Consider the following 19,391-nt stretch of genomic DNA (forward strand, 5'->3'; position numbering starts at 1 on the left):
GGAGGCCGAACCCCGACAGAGGAGGAACCATGGACGGAATGACCGTCCTCTGGATCGTCGTTGCCCTCGCCGTCCTCGTGATTCTGGTGGCGCTGGTCGCCGGCGCGTCCAAGACGTCATCAAAGCGCCGTGCCGAGCACGAGCGCCAGGAGCACGAGCGGCAGCGGCAGGAGGCGTACGAGAAGGAGCAGGAGTCCCGTATCGCCGCCGCGCACGCCGAACGGCAGCACGCGGCCGCCGACGAGGTGGACGCCCGCGCGATGCGTGCGCAGGCGGAGTCCGAGGAGAAGGCCGCCGAAGCCCGCCGCCTGGCCGCCGGCGCCACCGAACGCCGCGAGGCTGCGAAGAAGGCGGAGGACCCGCACTGGGCCGACGGGTCGCATCCGAACGACCCGCGGCACTCGAAGCACACCAAGCACTGATTCTGTGTGGTCCCGCCGCGACGCCGCGGCGGGACTGTCAGATCAGGTAGCGGAACTCGGGGGAGTTCGGGTTGATGCGTTCGATGTCGAGCGGGGCGGCGTCCATCCGGGCGAGCATGCCGTCGAGGTCGGCGGCCCGGCTGATCTCGACACCGACCAGCGCGACGCCGGTCTCGCGGTTGTTGCGTTTGACGTACTCGAACAGGGTGATGTCGTCGTCCGGACCGAGCGCGCCGTCCAGGAACTGGCGGAGCGCACCCGGCTCCTGCGGGAACGTCACCAAGAAGTAGTGCTTGAGCCCCTCGTGGACCAGCGAGCGCTCCAGAATCTCGCCGTACCGGCTGACATCGTTGTTCCCACCGGAGAGCAAGCAGACGACCGATTCACCCGGCTCCACGGTCAGACCGTGCCCGAGCGCGCTGGTCGACAGCGCGCCCGCAGGCTCCGCGATCAGCCCGTCGACCTGGTACAGCTCGAGCATCTCGCTGCAGACCAGCCCTTCTGGCACCGAGAGCATCTCTACGCCAGCGCTGGCGACCAGCGGCAGCGTCACGTCCCCAACGCGGCGCACGGCCGCGCCGTCCACGAAACTGTCCAGCTGCGGCAGAGTGACCGGCTCGCCGGCCGCAAGCGCCGCTGCCATGCTCGCGGCGCCCGCCGGCTCCACACCGACGATGCGGACGCTCGGGTGCCGCGCGGCGAGCCAACTGGCCACACCGGCGATCAGACCGCCGCCACCGACCGGTACTACTAAGACGTCTGGTGCGTGACCGAGCTGCTGCACGATCTCAACAGCCACAGTGCCTTGGCCGGCCACGGTCCGCGGGTCGTCAAAGGCAGGGACCATCGTTGCGCCACTCGCAGCGGCGTCCGCCAGAGCTGCCGCGGCCGCGTCGTCGTACGTGTCGCCGGTCACTATCACCTGGATCTGCTTGCCGCCGAGAGCCGCGATCCGGTCCCGTTTCTGACGCGGAGTAGTCCTCGGGACGAAGACTTTTCCGTGCACTCCGAGCGTGTGGCACGAATATGCCAAACCTTGTCCGTGGTTACCGGCGCTGGCGCAGACGACGCCCGCGGACTTGGCCTCGTCGCCGAGCTGGGCGATCAGGTTGTAGGCCCCGCGGAGCTTGTAGGAACGGCCGATCTGCAGGTCCTCGCGTTTGAGCCAAACCTGGGCTCCGGTGCGCTCCGACAGGCGTGAATTGCGCTGCAACGGCGTCCGGACGGCGATCCCGTCGAGCCGCTCGACAGCGGCCTCCACGGCCCCCGCGCCGACAGATGCTGAGACTGTTCGGGCGGGTGCTGAACCGGTTGATCGAGCGACTGAACTACTGCCCTGCATGACGTTCCTTCCCGTGCATCTGCACGATCTTCGCCGTTTCGCTCGCTCCACAAGACGATCTCCGTCCACACTTCGGACGGACGGATACCGTTGCGCAACAGAGCCTGATTCCATGCGTGAAACGGCCCTTCACTGGGCAGTCTAGTTTTCATACGCTCACTCGGTGTAACGGCCAGGGCTCTGGACGGGATGAGCCGAGTAAACCGGTCAGCGGGGACTGGAGGGCACATATGGAACTGATTCCGTTCAGTCTGTGGGGAGACGCCCTGTGGTGTGGTCAGGAAGTCGTGCGGGAGGCTCCGCACGAGCAGGCGATTCGTAGCCTGTTCCCCGACCCCATCCCAGCGCGAGGAGCAGATCTGGACACCGAGGCGGACCTCGTCCCGGAACCGCACAACCGATTCGACCCCCGATCCGTCGCGGTCCGCGTTCAGGGGAAGGTCGTCGGCTACCTGCCGAGGGACGACGCACACCGGTACCACCCGGTGCTGTCGGAGCTGATCGCACAAGGACTGCAGCCCCAGGTGCCGTGCCACCTGTGGGTCAGCGAGTGGGAGCCGGCCGACTGGGCCGGCAAAGCCGCGGACGGCACGGAGTTCCACGCCAGCGTCGCAGTGGCCCTCGGGCAACCGCACATGCTGGTCCCGGTGAACCTGCCACCGCCCGGCAGCTTCCACCTCCTACCGCCCGGCAGCGGCATCGTCGTACCGGGCAGTGAGGTACGCCCCGATGTGCTCGCGCCGTTCTTCCGCCCGCAGGGCGAGTGCTGGGCCTACGCCACCATGCATGCCATCGAGGAAGAGGACGACCTGCAGGACCGGCACCGGATCGTGGTCGAGATCCGCCTGGACGACGAGCCGGTCGGCCGGCTCAGCCCCCGGCTCAGCGCCGAGTTCCTGCCCGCCATCCACTACCTCGCCGACATGCGCGCCGAAACCGCCGCTCGCGTCGCCGTCCGCGGCGATCGAAGCGCATCGGAGGTGATCCTCTACGCGGCGCGGAGTCACGACCTGCCGGCCACCTGGCCGGACGGCCTGACCCGCTCCCCAGTCGCGTCCCCCCAATGGCACTACTGGGCGACGAAAGAAGCCAACTAGGGCGGCTGCGCTGTACTCACCACGCTCGGCGGTGGGTACAGCGGAGCTACTTCTCTCGGTGCACCTCACCCGGCTTAGCGTGGTCGCGTGAAGCTTCGCCTTGCCGCCGTACTGCTCGCCGTCGCGGCCGTCGGCGCCTGGCTGGTGGTCCCGACGACTTCGCTTGCCGTCATGCCACTCGGCGACTCGATCACCTACGGCAGCGGTGACCTCAGCTACCGGACGTCACTCTGGCAGCGGCTCGAAGACGCGGGCATCGACGCCAACTTCGTCGGCTCCATGCGCCACGGCGACGTCCCCGACCAGGACAACGAAGGCCACCCCGGGATGCGCATCGACGAGATCCGCGCCCACATCGACCAATGGCTCACCCAGAACCGCCCCCGCTACATCCTGCTCCACATCGGCACCAACGACGTCGTCTACAACCACGACCTCCCCAACGCCCCCGCGCGCCTGCAGGACCTCCTCCACCGCATCACCACCAAGGCCCCCGACGCCACCGTCCTGGTCGCATCGATCATCCCCTCCACCGACCCGACCCTGAACGACCGCATCAACACCTACAACACCGCTCTGCCCGGCCTGGTCGACGCACTACGTAGCACGGGCGCCGACGTCCACTTCGTCGATCTCAACCCCCACCTCACCCCCGCCGACCTTTCCCCCGACAAACTCCACCCCACCCCCGCCGGCCACCTAAAACTAGGCCACCTCTGGTACGAAGCCCTCGCTCCGCAGCTCCCGTAGCTACGCTGGCTGGATGAAGGATTCAGCGGTACCGCGGTGTCCGGAGTGTGGTGAGGTGGGGCGGCCGATCTTGTACGGGTTGCCGACGCGGCGGGCGCAGGAGGCGGCTGCGGCGGGGCGGGTTTCGTTGGCTGGGTGTGTGCGGCCGCCGGAGCATGACGAGTGGGTTTGCGTCGGTGGGCACGGCTGGCGGACGGGGGATCAGGAGCAGCTGGCGGCCGCGATCCGGAGGGCGATCGACGGCTGAGGTCAGCGGAGCAGCTTCGTGGCGGTGTCGAGGCGGGAGAGCTTCTCGGGGTTGCGGACGACGTACATGCCGGTGACGCGGCCGTGGTCGAGGTGGAAGGCTGCTACTTGTTCGATCTCGCCGTCGAGGCGGATGAGCAGGCCGGGGGCGCCGTTCAGCTGGATGAGCTCGGTGGTGATGCGGCCGACGTGCGGCGGGACGCCGGCGGAGAGGATCCGGCCGACCTTGTCGGAGCCGACGATCGGGCGCAGGACGGCTTGTTTGACGCCGCCGCCGTCGCCGATCAGGACGACGTCCGGGGCGAGCAGGTCGAGGAAGGTCTGCAGGTCGCCGGTTTCGAGCGCGTACTGGAACGCGGCCAGTGCGCCTTTGGCCTCTGTGGGTGAGATGTCACCGCGCGGACGCCGGGAGGCGACGTGCGAGCGGGCGCGATGGGCGATCTGCCGGACCGCCGCCGGCGTCTTGTCGACGGCGGCCGCGATCTCGTCGTACTCGAGGGCGAAGACGTCGCGGAGGACGAAGACCGCGCGTTCGGTCGGGCGCAGGGTCTCCATCACGTGCAGCATCGCCATCGAGACCGAGTCGGCCAGCTCGACGTCCTCAGCGACGTCCGGCGTGGTCAGGAGCGGCTCGGGCAGCCACTCGCCGATGTAGGTCTCGCGCTGCCGGCCGACGGTGCGGAGCCGGTTCAGCGCCTGCCGGCTGGTGATCCGGATCAGGTACGCGCGGTGGTCGCGGACGGACTCCAGGTCGACGCCGACCCAGCGCAGCCAAGTCTCCTGCAGGACGTCCTCGGCGTCCGCGGCGGAGCCGAGCAGCTCGTACGCGATCGTGAACAGCAAGTTGCGGTGGGCAACAAATGCGGCCGTTGCCGGGTCCGGGCGGTCCGTCATCGCCGGCCTCCTCGTCGTCGATCGGTTGCCCAGCAGACACCGGCCCGGGCCGCGCCGTGACAGTGGCGCTCGTCACAGCGCCAGGCTGTCACGGATTCCGTCCGGCGCGCATCTTGTGGTCGTTCAACCGACGAGAGAGGACGAATCCCATGCGGATCAACCTGATGGAAACCGAGCTCGGCGCGAAACTCGGCAAGCGGTTCGCCGGGCTGGCGGCGGTGGTCGAGCAGGCGAACCTGCCGACGTCCGTCAAGGAGCTGGTGAACATCCGCGCCAGCCAGATCAACGGGTGCGGCTTCTGCCTCGACATGCACACCAAGGACGCCGCTGCCGCCGGCGAGGACATCCAGCGCCTGCACCTGATCGCCGCCTGGCGTGAGGCCGCCGTCTACACCCCCGCCGAACGCGCCGCCCTCGCCTTCGCCGAAGAAGGCACCCGGATCGCCGACACCCACAACGGTGTCTCCGACGAGACCTGGGCCGCCGTCCGCGAGCACTTCGACGAGGAGCAGACCGCCGCGCTCATCATGCAGCTGGCCCTGATCAACGCCGCCAACCGGATGAACATCATCGCCCAAACCCCCGCCGGCTCCTATCAGCCCGGCATGTTCGACCAGCTCGTCAACCACTAACAAAGTTGCCGAGGGCACCAAGCCTCACCACCGGTCGGCCTCGGCCATCCACACCCAGAACCACACCGCGAACCCACCCGCCCCCGTCACATACCCCACCCCAGCCAACGCCCAAGGCCACCACACCGCCCCCGCCCCAGCCACCCCCGCCGCCTTCGCCCCGATCAAGATCCCCGGCACAACCACCACAAGCAGCGCCGTCCGCGTGTATACGAACTCCCAGGTGCGCTTCACACCCAGCAGTCTGCCCAGCCGGAGCCGCTCACAACACCTGACCTAGGCGGGTCGTTCGAGCGTGGCGAGGTCTCGGAGGGCGTAGCGGAGGTGTTCCCATTCTTCTTCGAGGATGGTGTGGAGGCAGGAGAGGGTGGTTTCGGGGTATTCGGGTGCCCAGGGGTTGTGGCGGGTGGTGGTGAGGTCGGTGGGGGTGAGGGTGGCGAGGTAGGTGCGGACCATGGACTGGCGGTCGGCGCGGGCCTCGAGGACCTCGGCGTACGACGGGTTCGGGTTGGCGAAGACTGCGGGGTCGTGGCCGTCGGTTGCGTATTCGACGTTCGGTTGGCCGGCCGGGTGGTAGGGCTGTTCGAGCTCGAAGATCGCGCGGCGCAACCAGGTGTCGGTCGCCATCACCAGGTGGCGCAGGGTTTCGGCGAAGGACCACTCGCCGTCGACCGAGATCTCCACCGACCCCTCCGGTAGCTGGGCCGCGCGGTCGAGCGCCGCGGCCCAGGCGGCTTCGAGTTTCGCCCAGGCGGCCTGCAGGCTCGCCGGATCCGCGGCTCGGCGCTCGGATCGGCCGGGGAATCGGCGGTCCAGCTCGGCGTCGACGTACGGCGCGACATCGACGCCGTTGATCAGCAGCTGGTTCGGCCCGCTCAGCAACCAGGGCGCGTCGATGTCGGCGCCACTCACCTCGACCCCGCGCATCACCGCGTCGGACAGGTCCGACCGCACGAACCGCGCGCCGCGCAAGTTCCGGTCCACAAACTGCGTCTCTGCCATGCCGACACCTTGGCACGGCCCGCCGACATTCGTCTTCGGGATTGAGAGTTTTAGCCCAGCTCAAGCGCTGCGAACCTTCTCAAGTTTTTACTAAGCGCTTCAACGATAGCGTTGAAGTATGACTGCCACTGCCGTACTCGAGCTGTTGTCCGACAAGCCGCGCCTGCTGGCGGTCGGCGAGCCGACCCACCTGGAAGAAGAGCTGCTCGACCTCCGCAACAGTCTCTTCCGTGAGCTCGTCGAGAACGAGGGGTATCGCGCGATCACTTTGGAGACCGACTGCCTGATGGGCCTGCTCGTCGACGACTACGTGACGTCAGGGGTCGGCGAGCTGGACGACGTGATGGCGCGCGGCTTCAGCCACGACTGGGGCGTACTGCACGGAAACCGCGAGCTCGTGCGGTGGATGCGCTCATACAACGAAGGCCGGCCGCTGCGCGACCAGGTGCGATTCGCAGGCTTCGACGGGCCGCTGGAGACCGGCTTCGCCGCCAGCCCACGCCAGGCACTCACCTCCCTCAACAGCTACCTGGGCACGCCTTTTGCGACGGAAGCCCTCGAACAGCTCCTTGGTGACGACGACCGCTGGACCAACCCAGCCGCGATGATGGACCCCACCCAGTCGATCGGTCGCACGGACGACGCCGTACGCCTCCAACGGCTCGCAGCAGACCTGTCTGCGCTGTTGGCGACCGAAACACCTGCTCTGATCGCGGAGTCCTCACGGGAGGACTGGCACCGGGCCCGCCTCTATGCACGGACTGCGGAAGGCCTGCTCCGCTACCACTACCTGTTTGCTGACACGACGCCACACCGCATCGCTCGTCTGCTCGCTCAACGCGACGCGATGATGGCAGCCAACCTGCGCCACCTCGCCGACCGGTTCCCGACGCTCGCCTTCGGCCACAACGCCCACTTCCAACGCGACAAGAGCAGCATGCACATGGCCGGCGCCGACCACGACTGGTGGTCAGCCGGGGCTCTGGTGGACGCCGAGCTCGGTCAGCAGTTCAAGTTCGTGGCGACCGCGGTTGGCGTGATTGAGCACCGCGGCGTCCACGCACCGCCGTCCGGCACCATCGAAGCGCACCTGTACGCCGGCCCCGAGCAGCGCCAGGTGATCGATCCCCGCACGCTCGACGCCACCTACACGACCAGAATCTCGCCCTGGTTCGGCTACGCGGCCCTGGACCCCGCGCACCTGCCCCGGCTCGACGGCCTGCTCTTCCTCAAGGACCTCTGACAACCCCTTCGACGGACGCCGAATACCGCGCCAGTCGTGAAACATCGGCCGTTTCCGGACATAGACCCTTTGACCACACTCACACGTGAGGACTCACTGGAGGTTCTATGCGGAAACGACGAGGACTTGCTGCTCTCGCCGTTCTGGCTGTTGGAAGCACGATGCTCGGCGGTACGGCGACAGCGGGCGAAGCGCGGAGCGAAGGCTCCGCCGAGCGGACGGCGTCCGGCGACGTCACCCTGATCACCGGCGACCGCGTCACGCTCCGCGGCGACCAGCCGGCGCGCATCCGTCCCGCCAAGGGACGTGAGCGGGTGAAGTTCATCCAGCGCAAGGAGGTCAGTGGCGACGTCACAGTGCTGCCGCTGGACGCCGTACTAGCGGTGAAGTCGGGCGAGCTGGACGCACGGCTGTTCAACATCACCAAGCTGATCGAGCACGGGTACGACGACCGCTCTCGCACTGATATACCGCTGATCGTGACCGGTCCGACCGCGCTGCGCGCCGGTGCCGACCATGCGCGCAGTCTGCCGAGTGTTGGCGGTACGGCGATCCGCGTCGCCAAGTCGGCGCCGTACTGGTCCGGTGCGAGCGCTGCGCTGCAGGCGAAGGGCAAGCAGTCGATCCGGCTGGACGGGCCGGTCCGGGCATTCCTGGACAAGAGCGTCCCGCAGATCGGCGCACCGGAGGCCTGGAAGACCGGTCTGACCGGGAAGGGCACACAGGTCGCCGTACTGGACACCGGCATCGACACTGCGCACCCAGACCTGGACGACGCGGTCGTCGCCGCCAAGGACTTCACCGAAAGCGAGAGCGGAACGGCTGACAAGCATGGGCACGGTACGCACGTAGCGTCGATTGTGACCGGTGACAACGACCACTACCGCGGTGTGGCGCCAGACGCGAAGCTGCTGAACGGAAAGGTGCTGGGCGACGACGGAAGCGGCTCCGACTCCGAGGTGATCGCGGGGATGGAGTGGGCCGTCCAGTCAGGAGCTGATGTGATCAACATGAGCCTGGGGTCCGGCTGGCCCGACGACGGCACCAGTCCAGTGGCGCAGGCCGTCAACCGGCTGACTGAGCAGAGCGGCGCGTTGTTCGTCGTCGCGGCTGGCAACAGCGGAGGCGCTCCGGCCAGTCCCGCTTCAGCCGATGCGGCGCTCACTGTGGGCGCAGTCGACCACGCTGACGAGCTCGCCGAGTTCTCCAGCCGTGGGCCGCGTTGGCTCAACGATGCGATCAAGCCGGACATCACCGCGCCCGGTGTCGACATCGTGGCCGCAAAGGCAAAAGACAGCGAGCTGGGCAGTCAGTACCCGAACGTCGGCGAGCATCACCTGCGCTTGTCGGGTACGTCGATGGCTGCACCGCACACTGCCGGCGCTGCGGCGATTCTGGCTCAGCAGCACCCGGACTGGAAGGCTGACGATCTCAAGGCCGCTCTGATGGGGTCAGCGAAGCCGAACGGCAAGCTGACCGTCTTCGAGGAGGGAGCCGGCCGAGTCGATGTCGCTGCGGTGACGCAGTCCGTCGTCCGATCCGCACCGGCCAGCATCAGCAACGGCATCGTCCAGTGGCCGCACCACGACGACAAGCCCATCAGCCGGGATCTGACCTACTACAACTCCGGCAAGGTGCCCATCACGCTGCCGCTGCGTGCGGAGGTGAAGGGCCCGGACGGCAAGCCCGCACCGGCCGGAATGTTCACAGTGTCGCCCGAGTCGCTCACCATCCCCGCTGGGGGCCAGGCGACCGCCAGGGTGACCACTGACACCGCCGTACCGGGGAGCGACGGCATCTACAGCGGTGTTGTCCTCGCTGGATCACTGCGGACGCCGATCGCTGTCACGCGCGAGGTGGAGAGTTACGACCTGAAGCTCAACTTCATCGGCTTCGACGGTAAGCCGACGACGGACTACGGATTCCGCGTCATCGGTATCGAGAAGCCGACAGCGGTGTTCGCCGACTCGGACGCCGGCGGTACGACGACAGCCCGGCTGGCGAAGGGGACTCACTACTTCGAGGGGGCTGTGGGGGACGGCGATGCTCGCTGGACCTACTTCGTTGAACCGGCTCTCCGCGTCGACGGACCGGGTGAGCTGACCTTTGATGCGCGTAGCGGCCAGCCGACCGGTTTCGAACTCGACAAGTCGGATGCGGTCAGCAAACAGGCCGTGGCCGGGGTCGCACGCGACACCGACTGGGGTGGGGACGAATACACCGGTTTCGCCGTGATGGGTTACAGCTTCGACGGCATCCTGTTTGCGCCTAGTCGAACGAGCACTCCGCCGGAGGCGTTCCGCTACTTCGCTTGGGGAGCGTACGCGGCGCCGACTGCGTCGACGTACCTCTACAACGTGGACCGGAACGAACTCGGGAAGGTCCCGAGCAGCCTCGTGCAGCGAGTGCGAGACAAGTCGCTGGTACGTGTGCGCTCGGAGCAGGTCGGCACCAAGCCGGGGACGTACGGCAACCGGGACGACGCCGTACTGCGGAAGCTGCCGTTCACCCTCGACGAGTACTACACGCCAGGCGCCGAGTTCTATCCGTCGTTCACGGAGACCGACGACCCGGCAGACCCCTGGGGCTTCGCATCGCAGCGTGTTGCGACGCCGAAGGTCTACCAGCGCGGTGCGACCGTCAAGGAGCGCTGGGGCCACCCGGTCTTCGGGCCGTCGCTCCCGGCGTACAGCCGCAGTGCTGAGCAGGCGGGGCGGCGCGGCGACGAGATGCGGTTCAGCGTGCCGCTCTTCACCGACCACCGCGGCGGTCTCGGCTACTCCAGAGCGGACGGTCGCACCGTCCTGAGCAAGGACGGCAAGCAGCTCGCAGCCGAGGACTACCCCGGCAGCCTGAGCGCCGTCGTCCCAGCCGGGCCGGCGACGTACCAGCTGCACACGGAGGCCACCCGCGACAACCCGCTCTCCTCGCGCATCGTCGTCGACTGGACCTTCAACTCCACAACCACCACAGCCGAAGCGGCCCTCCCCTTGCTGGCGGTTCGCTACACCCCACCCGCCGCCACCGCCGCCAAACCCACCCGCGTCCCCATCACCCTCGACCACAACACCGGCGGCAAAGCGACCCTCAAAACCCTCGCCGTCTCCCACGACAACGGAGTCACCTGGAAACCAGCTCCCTTCCGCACCACCGGCGGCAAAACCCACGCCGTCCTCACCCACCCCACCGGCGCCCGCACAGTCTCCCTCCGCGCCACCGCCACCGATGCCCAAGGCAACAAAGTCGACCAGACCATCATCAACGCCTTGCCGCTGAACTGACCAACGCGGGGCCGCCAGTACTCCACAACTGAGGTTGGGCCCCTCCGCTGGGCGTGGCGGAGGGGCCCGATGGCGAATTGTGAAGCGCTAGCGGTCCGCTCGCGCCGACCTGACAACGGCGGTAATGGCTTTGTTGAGTTGGGTTTGGACGGCGTTGGGGTCGTCGAGGTAGCCGGCGACCAGGGCGCCGTCGCGGAGCATGAGGATCTGGGCGGCGGCGCTGTCGGCGGGGGCGCCGGGCGGGACGCCGAGGCGCTCGGCGAGGGTGCGGAAGAACGACGTCCACCAGGTGCGCTGTTCGGCGACGAGACGGCGTACGGGGTGGGCGGCGTCGGCGTACTCGGCGCCGGCGTTGATGAAGGGGCAACCGCGGAAGCCGGGCTGGCAACTGGTGTCGGCCAGGACGCCGACGACGCCGCGGAGGGCCTCCTGCGGGTCGGACGCCGCGGCGGCCGCGGTCACGCCGGAACGCTCCAGCTCGGCGCGGACCCCGAGATAGGCCAGGACGAGATCGTCCTTGGTCGGGAAGTGCCGGTAGAACGTCGCCTTCGTCGTACCGACCGCGGCGATGATCCGGTCGGCGCTGATCGCCCGGATCCCCTCGGCGTAGAACAACGCGCCGGCGCTGTCGATCAGCCGCTCGCGCACGGGGGGCTCGTTCGTCGTCTTGGCCACCGGCCCATCCTCTCCTGTCCTCGGGTTGACCATCCTAGAGTAACTAGTTAGTCTACCTGTTACCGAACCGCACCAGCCAAGGAGATCGACAATGCCCACGCGCACCGCACGCACCGCTTGGAACGGCACGCTCACCGACGGCTCCGGCCAGGTCGAGCTGAGCAGCTCGAAGATCGGCACGTACGAGGTCTCGTTCCCCAAGCGCGCCGCGGACGACGCCAACGGCGCCACCAGCCCCGAAGAGCTGATCGCCGCCGCCCACTCCGCCTGCTACGCGATGCAGTTCTCCGCGCTGATCGGCGAGGCCGGCGGCACCCCGCACGCCCTCGACGTCAAGGCCGACGTCACCCTCGGCCCGGACCCGGCCGGCGGCTTCCACCTGTCCGGCATCAAGCTCACCGTCCGCGGTGAGGTCGAAGGCATCGACGCCGACACCTTCGCGAAGCTCGCCGCCGACGCCAAAGCCGGCTGCCCGATCAGCAAGGCCCTCACTGGCGTGGAGATCACCCTCGACGCCGCCCTCGAGCAGTAATCTCCCGCGCCCGGCCCCGACGTCCAACCGTCGGGGCCGCTGCCATTCACCCGAGCTGTTCGGCCAGCCCGACGATGATCCCTTCAGGGCCGCGGACGTAGCAGAGCCGGTAGCTGTCGCCGTACTGCGCAACCTCACCCACCAGCTCGGCCCCATGCTTCCCGAGCCGGACCAGCACGTCGTCCAACTCATCGACGGCGAACATCACCCGATGCATCCCGACCGTGTTGTGCGGCGGCATCGCCGGCGTCGCGGGATGCACACCCGGGCGCACATACCGCGCCAACTCCAGCCGCCCCGCACCCCCAGGCACCCGCAACATCGCGATATCGCAGGCCGCATCCGCCAACCCGACGCACTTCTCCGCGACCTCCCCCTCGACCCGCGCCGTCCCCTCCAGCTCGAGCCCGAGCTCGACGAAGAACGCCACCGCCCGCTCCAGGTCCTCGAACACGATCCCCACGTTGTCCAACCGCTGCACGGCCATCCTGCGCTCCTTCGCGTCGTTTCCCCTGAGACGAAACCGCTCAGCACTCCTCGACATCCTCGCGCCACGAAAATGCCGAGCGCCCTCAAGGCAGCCCGGCAATGATGGCCGAATGCCTGAAACCCACTCCCGCTCCGCCCCCGGCGGCCGCAACCACTACTTCACCAAGCGCCTCTGGGAGCTCTCCGCCGACCTCCCCGTCGAATCCGTCGAAATCACCGCCATCAAAGAATTCGACCAGGACTGCTGGTTCGGCGGCCGCCCCGTCACCGTCCGCATGGTCGCCGAACACGCCGCCCGCATCCAGAAAGCCGACCTCTCCTACCCCATCATCCTCGCCGCCGACGGCGCCCTCATGGACGGCGGCCACCGCCTCTCCAAAGCCTGGCTAGCCGGCCAAACCACCATCACCGCCGTCCGCTTCCCCACCACCCCCACCCCCGACTGGTTCGAACCCACCCCCACCAACAAACCCTGACCACCCACCACTCTCCTCCAGCCCGAACGCCCCGAACCGCGCCGCCGCAGGCCCTCACCCCCACACCAAAAAGCCCAGGTCAGCGAACTGACCTGGGCTTCCTGCTGGCGCGCTCGGAGGGATTCGAACCCCCAACCTTCTGATCCGTAGTCAGATGCTCTATCCGTTGAGCTACGAGCGCCGGGCAACGTCGAGTAACGATACAGGGTGGGGGCGGGGTGGTGCTAATCGGGGGTGGGGGAGGGGCTCTAGGGTCCGGGGTATGGGTATTGAGGAGTTGTTGGGTGGGCGTGATTTGGGGGATGTGAAGAAGGCGGTCGGGTTCGTGATGGAGAACTCGGACGACTTCCAGAAGGTGCTGGAGTTGGTGCGGGGGCTGCCGGATGGGGCGGTGGGGTTCCTGGGGAAGCTGCCGGAGTTGTTGGGGACTATTGGGGCTGGGTTGGCTGAGGCGGGGGAGCAGGCGGCCAAGGCGGCGGGGGCGTTGGTGGGGGACGACGGGGAGGGTGGGGCTCGGAAGGCGTTGACGGGGAGTGCGAGCACGATGAACTCCGCGAAGGATCGGTTGCAGGATGCGGCGGGGATGCTGGCCGGGTTGGCGGGGGAGCTGGACAAGATCCCGGGGATCGGGGATGCGGCGGCTCGGCGGTTGAACGACGGGAGCGGGCAGATCGGCGGGGTGGCGACGGAGATCGAGAGTCTGGCGGGGAACCTGGCGGATCTGTCGGGGATTCTCGGGACGGTCGGGGATGCGTTGAAGGGGCTCGGGGAGAAGCTGACCGAGTCGGGTGGGTCGGTCAAGACGCTGATGGGCTGAGGGGTGGGCCGGCGTACTGGGGTGGTACGCCGGTCGCCGGTTGGGGGTGGGCGGACCTTGGGGTGGTTAGGGTCGGGGGTATGGGTAGTCGATGGGTTCGGGGGCTGGGGATTGCGGCTGGGGTGGCCGGGGTGGTGGGGAGTGGTTTCGGGTTTGCGGTCGGGCGGCCGATGGAAGAGGACGACGTGGTGCCGGCGCGGCGGTTGGCGGGGGATGTCTGCGCGCGGTTGGGGGATGTGAGTGGGCTGTTGCCTAAGGCATCTATGCGGGCGACGCGACTGGTGCAGAGCGGGCGGGAGTCGGTGAGTTGTTCGGCGGGGACGAGCCGGGCGGAGGCGGGGGCGTTCTCGTCGGGGGTGTTGCGGGTGACGCTGACGCCGTACGGCGGACGGTTGGCGGGGGCTGGGGAGGCGCCGTACACGCCGGAGGCGATGGCTCGGAAGGCGTTCGATCGGTCGCCGCTGGACGAGGTGGCGGGGCGGCCGTACCCGACGAAAGCGAGTCGGACGGCGAAGGGGGTCGCCGGGGAGAGCTGGCAGGTGAAGGTGCTGGTGCAGCGGGCGGATCTGTTGGTGCTGGTGGAGTACACGGCGAATCCGGTGCAGGCGGAGACGGCTGAGCGGGCGGCCATCGTGCTGGCGGACCGGGCCATCTGGGAGACGAAGTGAACGACGCGCCGGAAATCGCCGGATACGAGTTCGGGCAGCGGCTGCTGGCGCATCCGTTGGCGGAGGTGTGGCGTGGGCGGTCGTTCACGGGGATGGACGTCGTCGCGCTCGTCCTGACCGAAGCGGGCGCGCGGGATCAGGCTGTGCAGGAGCGGTTGGTGCAGGCCGGGCGGGGTGCGGCGCTCGAGCCGGGGCAGGCGGAGACGCCGTTGTGGGCCGCGAATTTCACTGCCGATCGGCCGTACGCGATCACGCAGTTGGTCCCCGGGCAGTCCGGCGCCGAGCGGCTGATCGACCCACTGGACGGCGTCCTCGGGAATGACGACGAGTCGCTCCAAGAGGTGCGCGCGCAGCTCAGTCAGTACGGCGGGGTCGCGCCGGCGTACAAAAGCGGGCCAGCTGCTTCCGGGGATGAAGACCGCAAGGCAGGCGGTCGGTTGGCTGAGCTCGAGCGGCGGCTGGGTGGGTGGCGGTACGGCGTTGCCGCGGCGGTCGTGTTGGTGGTGTTCACCGCGACGTACTCCGTTGGTGCGGCGGTCGGGAGTGCGGTGAAGAGTGAGGCGCCGCCTCCGCCGGCCGCGGCCGCGGTCAGTCCGTCGCCGTTCCCGTCCCCGATCCTGTTGCCGGCGTTGCCGCGGATCACGACCGCGCCGTACGTGCGGCCGGACGGGAAGCCCGGGCTGATCGGGGCGACGTACCCGGTCGGCGCGGATGTGCAGGTGGTGACGAAGGCGGAGCTGCCGTTCGCGATCGGGTGGCCGCGGCTGCCGGTGGTGGAGTTCCTCGGTGAGTCGTCCAAGGTCGCCTTCCGGCGGATCCAGGTGGACGACCGGTCGACCGGGCGCAAGCTCACGCCGGACGCGCGGATCGCGCTGCACGCCTGTACCGACCTCAAGGCCTGTACGGCGGAGCGCGCGGAGTTCGATCGGCAGTGGACGAAGGTGTACGACGCCCCGGCGCCGACGACCGCGAAGGACGCGCGGACGTGGCTGACCGTCCAGGAGAAGCCGTACGCGGTGTCGATGACGCGGGCCTTCGAGAGCGGCGGGCAGTGGTGGCTGGTCGGTGCGGCGGTCTACGGCCGGCCCGGCGAGGAGCCCGACGTCCAGCGCATCGTCAATGACATCTGGCGGCAGACCAGCTGAACCACCGGAAAATCTTCACCGAACGGCCCGCGGCTCCCCGCGGGCCGTTCTCATTTTCACAAGGTCGGCCGGAAAGCGATTGTCGCCAAAACTTTGTGACCGGGTTCACGTTCGAGCGGTTCACAGCACCCCATGTGGTCGCGTACCGTTAGTACCACTTGCACACTGGTATGCGTCCACTGCAATCACTGGTATGCGACAGATCACATCGCCAGTCCGCTGGATCGAACCGCCGGAGACCCCGGCGGCCGGTGCCGTACCCGTTCCCTCAGCGTCGAGGGGCCGAGCGGCGGCCGGGCCGACAGCTGAGAGGGAATGAGCCGCCGATGACGACCACCGCCAGCCCGAGCCACACCGCCGACCGCACCGAGACCGCGCTCGCGACTCCGACGACGACCACCGCCGCACCGGCGTCGGCGTACGACCTGTCCGGCGCGCCGACGGCGCACGCGGGCCTGCTGGCATGGGTGGCCGAGGTCGCCGAGCTCACCCAGCCGGAGTCGATCCGCTGGGTGACCGGCACCGACGCGGAGTACGCCGAGCTGGCGCAGGGCCTGATCGACGCCGGCACGATGGTCCGGCTGAACGAGGCCAAGAAGCCGAACTCGTTCTGGGTCCGCACCGACCCGAGCGACGTCGCCCGGGTCGAGCAGCGCACGTTCATCTGCTCGGTCGAGGAGAAGGACGCCGGTCCGACCAACAACTGGATGGACCCGGCCGAGATGAAAGCCCTGATGACCGGGCTGTACCGCGGCTCGATGCGCGGCCGGACGATGTACGTCGTCCCGTTCTGCATGGGCCCGCTGACGGCCGAGCAGCCGATGTTCGGCGTCGAGCTGACCGATTCGGCGTACGTCGTGGCCTCGATGCGGATCATGGCCCGGACCGGGTCCGAGGTGCTCGAGAAGATGGGCGCCGACGCGAAGTACGTGCCCTGTCTGCACTCGGTCGGCGCGCCGCTCGAGGCCGGGCAGACCGACGTCCCGTGGCCGTGCAACGAGGAGAAGTACATCGTCCAGTTCCCCGAGGAGCGGATGATCTGGTCGTACGGCTCGGGCTACGGCGGCAACTCGCTGCTCGGCAAGAAGTGCTACTCGCTGCGGATCGCGAGCGCGATGGCGCGGGACGAGGGCTGGCTGGCCGAGCACATGCTGATCCTCAAGCTGACCTCGCCGGAGAAGCAGGTCCACTACGTCGCGGCGGCGTTCCCGAGCGCCTGCGGCAAGACCAACCTGGCGATGCTCGACCCGACGCTCGAGGGCTGGGACGTCGAGATGCTGGGCGACGACATCGCCTGGATGCGGTTCGGCAAGGACGGCCGGCTGTACGCCGTCAACCCGGAGTTCGGCCTGTTCGGGGTGGCCCCCGGCACCGGCTGGAAGACCAACCCGAACGCGATGCGCACGATCGAGAAGGGTAACTCGGTCTTCACCAACGTCGCGCTGACCGATGACGGCGACGTGTGGTGGGAGGGCTACTCGCCGACCCCGCCGGACCACCTGACCGACTGGAAGGGCCGCGAGTGGACGCCGGCCTCGGGTGAGCTGTCGTCGCACCCGAACAGCCGGTTCTGTACGCCGATCACGCAGTGCCCGATCATCGCCGACGAGTACGACGACCCGAACGGCGTCCCGATCTCCGCGATCATCTTCGGCGGCCGGCGCGCGACGACGGTGCCGCTGGTGACCGAGTCGCGGGACTGGGCGCACGGCGTGTTCATGGGCGCGACGCTGTCCTCGGAGACGACCGCGGCGGCCGTCGGCCAGGTCGGCGTCGTCCGGCGCGACCCGATGGCGATGCTGCCGTTCCTCGGGTACGACGCGGGTCAGTACTTCGACCACTGGCTGACCGTCGGCAAGGACAACGACGCGGCCAAGCTGCCGAAGATCTTCTATGTGAACTGGTTCCGCAAGGACGAGAACGGCAAGTTCGTCTGGCCGGGCTTCGGCGAGAACGGGCGCGTGCTGAAGTGGATGATCGAGCGGATCGAGGGTAAGGCGGCCGCGGTCGAGACGCCGATCGGGAACGTGCCGACGGCCGACGCGATCGACGTATCCGGTCTGGAGCTGAGCGACGAGGAGCTGCGGATCGCGCTCGCCGTGGACGCTGCGGAGTGGCAGGCCGAGATCCCGCTGATCGAGGAGTGGTTCGCCAAGCTCGGCGACACCGTTCCGGCGGAGCTGAAGGTCGAGCTCGACCACCTGAAGGCCCGGCTGGGCTGACCCCTTTCGGCTGAATCTCCGCCGCCGAGTCGGAAGCCGGCGGCGGGTTGCAACGCGGCGCCCTGGTCTCACCATGACCGGGGCGCCGCGCTGTGTGTGCCGACGAACGGGTAGTGGTCTGGGGTCTCAGGCGTGGGTCGGGTCGCCGGGGCGGAAGTTGGTGGACATCTACCCGTTGCTCGGTACACGGTTGGCGGCATGAAGATCGGTGTGATGTTGCCTGTGGGTGGATCGGACGGGCCGACGGGCGGGATGCCGCGCTGGGACGACGTCCGCGCGATGGCGCTCGCCGCGGAGGAGACCGGGCTGGACTCGGTGTGGCTCGCGGACCACTTCTTCTACAAGGGGCCGGACGGGAACGTCGCGGGGATGCACGAGTCGTGGACGCTGCTGAGCGCGGTCGCGGCGGTGACCGAGCGGGTTGAGCTGGGGAACATGGTGCTCTGCTCGTCGTTCCGCGACCCGGGGCTGACCGCCCAGATGGCGGCGACGCTGGATGAGGTGTCGGGTGGGCGGTTGATCCTCGGCGTCGGGGCCGGGTGGCACGATCCGGAGTACGAGGCCTTCGGACTGCCGACCGACCACCGGTTCGGGCGGTTCGCGGAGTGGCTGGAGATCGTCGCGCGGCTGGTCCGCGGCGAGACGGTCACGTACGACGGCACCTACTACAAGACCGCCGACGCCACGCTCGCACCGCCGCCCGACCGCCGAATCCCGATCCTCGTCGCCGGCGCCCGCCCCCGCATGCTCCGCCTGACCGCCGAGTGGGCCGACGCCTGGAACACCGCCTGGTACGGCGCGGTCTCCGACAAACTCACCGACCGCCTAGAAACCTTCCGAGCCACCACCGCCGAAGTAGGCCGCCCTGTCGCCACCACCATCGGCCTAGTAATCCGCGACCCAGACCAATCCCCTACCGCCCCCGACCCCACCGCCTTCGCCGGCACCCTCCCCCAACTAGCCGACCTCCTAACCACCTACCGCACCCTAGGCGCCGACCACCTAATAATCTCCCCCGAACCCATGACCCCCGCCTCCGTAATCCGCCTAGCCCAAGCCAAACACCTCCTCAAGAACTAACGCCGTAACTCCCCGTCATAGACAGCTCTCCCGACACGGAGAGGCGAGTTGCACGAGCCGCTTCCCGGAGGCGGGTGCAGGCCGCGACTCCCCGTCGTAGACAGCTCTCCCGAGGCGGGGTGCTGTGTGGCACGAGCCGTCTCCGAGCCGAGTGCAGGCCGCAACGCCCCGTCGTAGACAGCTCTCCCGAGGCGGGGTGCTGTGTCGCACGAGCCGTCTCCGGGCCGAGTGCAGGCCCGCAACTCCCCGTCGTAGACAGCTCTTCGACGCGGAGTGCTGTGTTGCACGAGCCGCTTCCCGGAGGCGGGTGCAGGCCGCGACTCCCCGTCGTAGACAGCTCTCCCGAGGCGGGGTGCTGTGTGGCACGAGCCGTCTCCG

The 19,391-nt window shown here is 68.6% G+C and carries 20 protein-coding genes and 1 tRNA gene; 14 read left to right on the plus strand and 7 right to left on the minus strand.

Going from position 1 to position 19,391, the window contains the following annotated elements:
• Positions 1-29 precede the first annotated feature (29 nt).
• On the plus strand, positions 30-422 hold the full coding sequence (locus tag ACZ6ZD_RS09765; RefSeq protein ID WP_465670213.1) for a hypothetical protein: 393 nt from the start codon (positions 30-32) through the stop codon (positions 420-422).
• Positions 423-459: 37 nt separating this feature from the next.
• Here the strand turns inward: ACZ6ZD_RS09765 and ilvA are convergent, their stop codons facing one another.
• Positions 460-1,764, minus strand: coding sequence for a threonine ammonia-lyase IlvA (gene ilvA, locus ACZ6ZD_RS09770; protein ID WP_465670215.1), 1,305 nt, complete (start codon positions 1,762-1,764; stop codon positions 460-462).
• Positions 1,765-1,994: 230 nt separating this feature from the next.
• Between ilvA and ACZ6ZD_RS09775 the strand changes: the two genes are divergently transcribed.
• From ACZ6ZD_RS09775 to ACZ6ZD_RS09785, 3 genes are all read left to right on the plus strand, one after another.
• Positions 1,995-2,861 (plus strand): HIRAN domain-containing protein, encoded by an 867-nt coding sequence (locus ACZ6ZD_RS09775; RefSeq protein WP_465670217.1) that lies wholly within the window; start codon positions 1,995-1,997, stop codon positions 2,859-2,861.
• Positions 2,862-2,948: 87 nt separating this feature from the next.
• Positions 2,949-3,611 (plus strand): SGNH/GDSL hydrolase family protein, encoded by a 663-nt coding sequence (locus tag ACZ6ZD_RS09780; protein WP_465670219.1) that lies wholly within the window; start codon positions 2,949-2,951, stop codon positions 3,609-3,611.
• Positions 3,612-3,624: 13 nt separating this feature from the next.
• Positions 3,625-3,858 (plus strand): hypothetical protein, encoded by a 234-nt coding sequence (locus tag ACZ6ZD_RS09785; RefSeq protein ID WP_465670221.1) that lies wholly within the window; start codon positions 3,625-3,627, stop codon positions 3,856-3,858.
• Positions 3,859-3,860: 2 nt separating this feature from the next.
• On the opposite strand, the gene ACZ6ZD_RS09790 is transcribed toward ACZ6ZD_RS09785, so the two are convergent.
• Positions 3,861-4,751, minus strand: coding sequence for an RNA polymerase sigma-70 factor (locus ACZ6ZD_RS09790; RefSeq protein ID WP_465670223.1), 891 nt, complete (start codon positions 4,749-4,751; stop codon positions 3,861-3,863).
• Between the two features lie 149 nt (positions 4,752-4,900).
• Between ACZ6ZD_RS09790 and ACZ6ZD_RS09795 the strand changes: the two genes are divergently transcribed.
• The gene (locus tag ACZ6ZD_RS09795; protein WP_465670225.1) at positions 4,901-5,383 is read left to right on the plus strand and encodes a carboxymuconolactone decarboxylase family protein; all 483 of its coding nucleotides are present in this window, start codon (positions 4,901-4,903) and stop codon (positions 5,381-5,383) included.
• A 24-nt stretch (positions 5,384-5,407) separates the two neighbouring features.
• Here the strand turns inward: ACZ6ZD_RS09795 and ACZ6ZD_RS09800 are convergent, their stop codons facing one another.
• Complete coding sequence (locus ACZ6ZD_RS09800) at positions 5,408-5,617, minus strand: hypothetical protein (RefSeq protein WP_465670227.1); 210 nt, start codon at positions 5,615-5,617, stop codon at positions 5,408-5,410.
• 42 nt (positions 5,618-5,659) lie between these two features.
• Positions 5,660-6,385, minus strand: a complete 726-nt coding sequence (locus ACZ6ZD_RS09805; RefSeq protein ID WP_465670229.1) for a DinB family protein — start codon at positions 6,383-6,385, stop codon at positions 5,660-5,662.
• Positions 6,386-6,503: 118 nt separating this feature from the next.
• On the opposite strand from ACZ6ZD_RS09805, the gene ACZ6ZD_RS09810 reads away from it, so the two are divergent.
• A complete protein-coding gene (locus ACZ6ZD_RS09810; protein ID WP_465670230.1) occupies positions 6,504-7,628 on the plus strand; it encodes an erythromycin esterase family protein in 1,125 nt (374 codons plus the stop codon).
• A gap of 107 nt (positions 7,629-7,735) precedes the next feature.
• Positions 7,736-10,909 carry a S8 family serine peptidase gene (locus tag ACZ6ZD_RS09815; protein WP_465670232.1) on the plus strand — a complete coding sequence of 1,058 codons (3,174 nt, stop codon included), beginning with the start codon at positions 7,736-7,738 and terminating at the stop codon, positions 10,907-10,909.
• An 87-nt stretch (positions 10,910-10,996) separates the two neighbouring features.
• Here the strand turns inward: ACZ6ZD_RS09815 and ACZ6ZD_RS09820 are convergent, their stop codons facing one another.
• Positions 10,997-11,584 carry a TetR/AcrR family transcriptional regulator gene (locus ACZ6ZD_RS09820; RefSeq protein ID WP_465670234.1) on the minus strand — a complete coding sequence of 196 codons (588 nt, stop codon included), beginning with the start codon at positions 11,582-11,584 and terminating at the stop codon, positions 10,997-10,999.
• A gap of 91 nt (positions 11,585-11,675) precedes the next feature.
• Here ACZ6ZD_RS09820 and ACZ6ZD_RS09825 point away from each other — a divergent pair, with 91 nt between their 5' ends.
• A complete protein-coding gene (locus tag ACZ6ZD_RS09825) occupies positions 11,676-12,116 on the plus strand; it encodes an OsmC family peroxiredoxin (RefSeq protein WP_465670236.1) in 441 nt (146 codons plus the stop codon).
• Between the two features lie 46 nt (positions 12,117-12,162).
• Here ACZ6ZD_RS09825 and ACZ6ZD_RS09830 read toward each other — a convergent pair whose 3' ends face one another.
• Positions 12,163-12,603, minus strand: coding sequence for a VOC family protein (locus tag ACZ6ZD_RS09830; RefSeq protein WP_465670238.1), 441 nt, complete (start codon positions 12,601-12,603; stop codon positions 12,163-12,165).
• A gap of 112 nt (positions 12,604-12,715) precedes the next feature.
• Here ACZ6ZD_RS09830 and ACZ6ZD_RS09835 point away from each other — a divergent pair, with 112 nt between their 5' ends.
• Positions 12,716-13,081 (plus strand): hypothetical protein, encoded by a 366-nt coding sequence (locus ACZ6ZD_RS09835; RefSeq protein ID WP_465670240.1) that lies wholly within the window; start codon positions 12,716-12,718, stop codon positions 13,079-13,081.
• Between the two features lie 105 nt (positions 13,082-13,186).
• On the opposite strand, the gene ACZ6ZD_RS09840 is transcribed toward ACZ6ZD_RS09835, so the two are convergent.
• Positions 13,187-13,262: transfer RNA gene (locus ACZ6ZD_RS09840), tRNA-Arg, on the minus strand.
• Positions 13,263-13,343: 81 nt separating this feature from the next.
• On the opposite strand from ACZ6ZD_RS09840, the gene ACZ6ZD_RS09845 reads away from it, so the two are divergent.
• The 5 genes from ACZ6ZD_RS09845 (at position 13,344) to ACZ6ZD_RS09865 (ending at position 19,013) form a co-directional block, all read left to right on the plus strand.
• A complete protein-coding gene (locus ACZ6ZD_RS09845) occupies positions 13,344-13,898 on the plus strand; it encodes a hypothetical protein (protein WP_465670241.1) in 555 nt (184 codons plus the stop codon).
• An 80-nt stretch (positions 13,899-13,978) separates the two neighbouring features.
• On the plus strand, positions 13,979-14,566 hold the full coding sequence (locus tag ACZ6ZD_RS09850) for a hypothetical protein (RefSeq protein WP_465670242.1): 588 nt from the start codon (positions 13,979-13,981) through the stop codon (positions 14,564-14,566).
• Positions 14,563-15,711: a hypothetical protein gene (locus tag ACZ6ZD_RS09855; RefSeq protein WP_465670243.1), complete on the plus strand. Its 1,149-nt coding sequence runs from the start codon at positions 14,563-14,565 to the stop codon at positions 15,709-15,711. Before ACZ6ZD_RS09850 ends, ACZ6ZD_RS09855 begins: the two co-directional genes overlap by 4 nt.
• A 326-nt stretch (positions 15,712-16,037) precedes the next feature.
• A complete protein-coding gene (locus ACZ6ZD_RS09860; RefSeq protein ID WP_465670244.1) occupies positions 16,038-17,933 on the plus strand; it encodes a phosphoenolpyruvate carboxykinase (GTP) in 1,896 nt (631 codons plus the stop codon).
• A gap of 198 nt (positions 17,934-18,131) precedes the next feature.
• Positions 18,132-19,013, plus strand: coding sequence for an LLM class flavin-dependent oxidoreductase (locus ACZ6ZD_RS09865; RefSeq protein ID WP_465670246.1), 882 nt, complete (start codon positions 18,132-18,134; stop codon positions 19,011-19,013).
• Positions 19,014-19,391 lie beyond the last annotated feature (378 nt).

The organism is Kribbella sp. NPDC104218, from assembly GCF_055584105.1.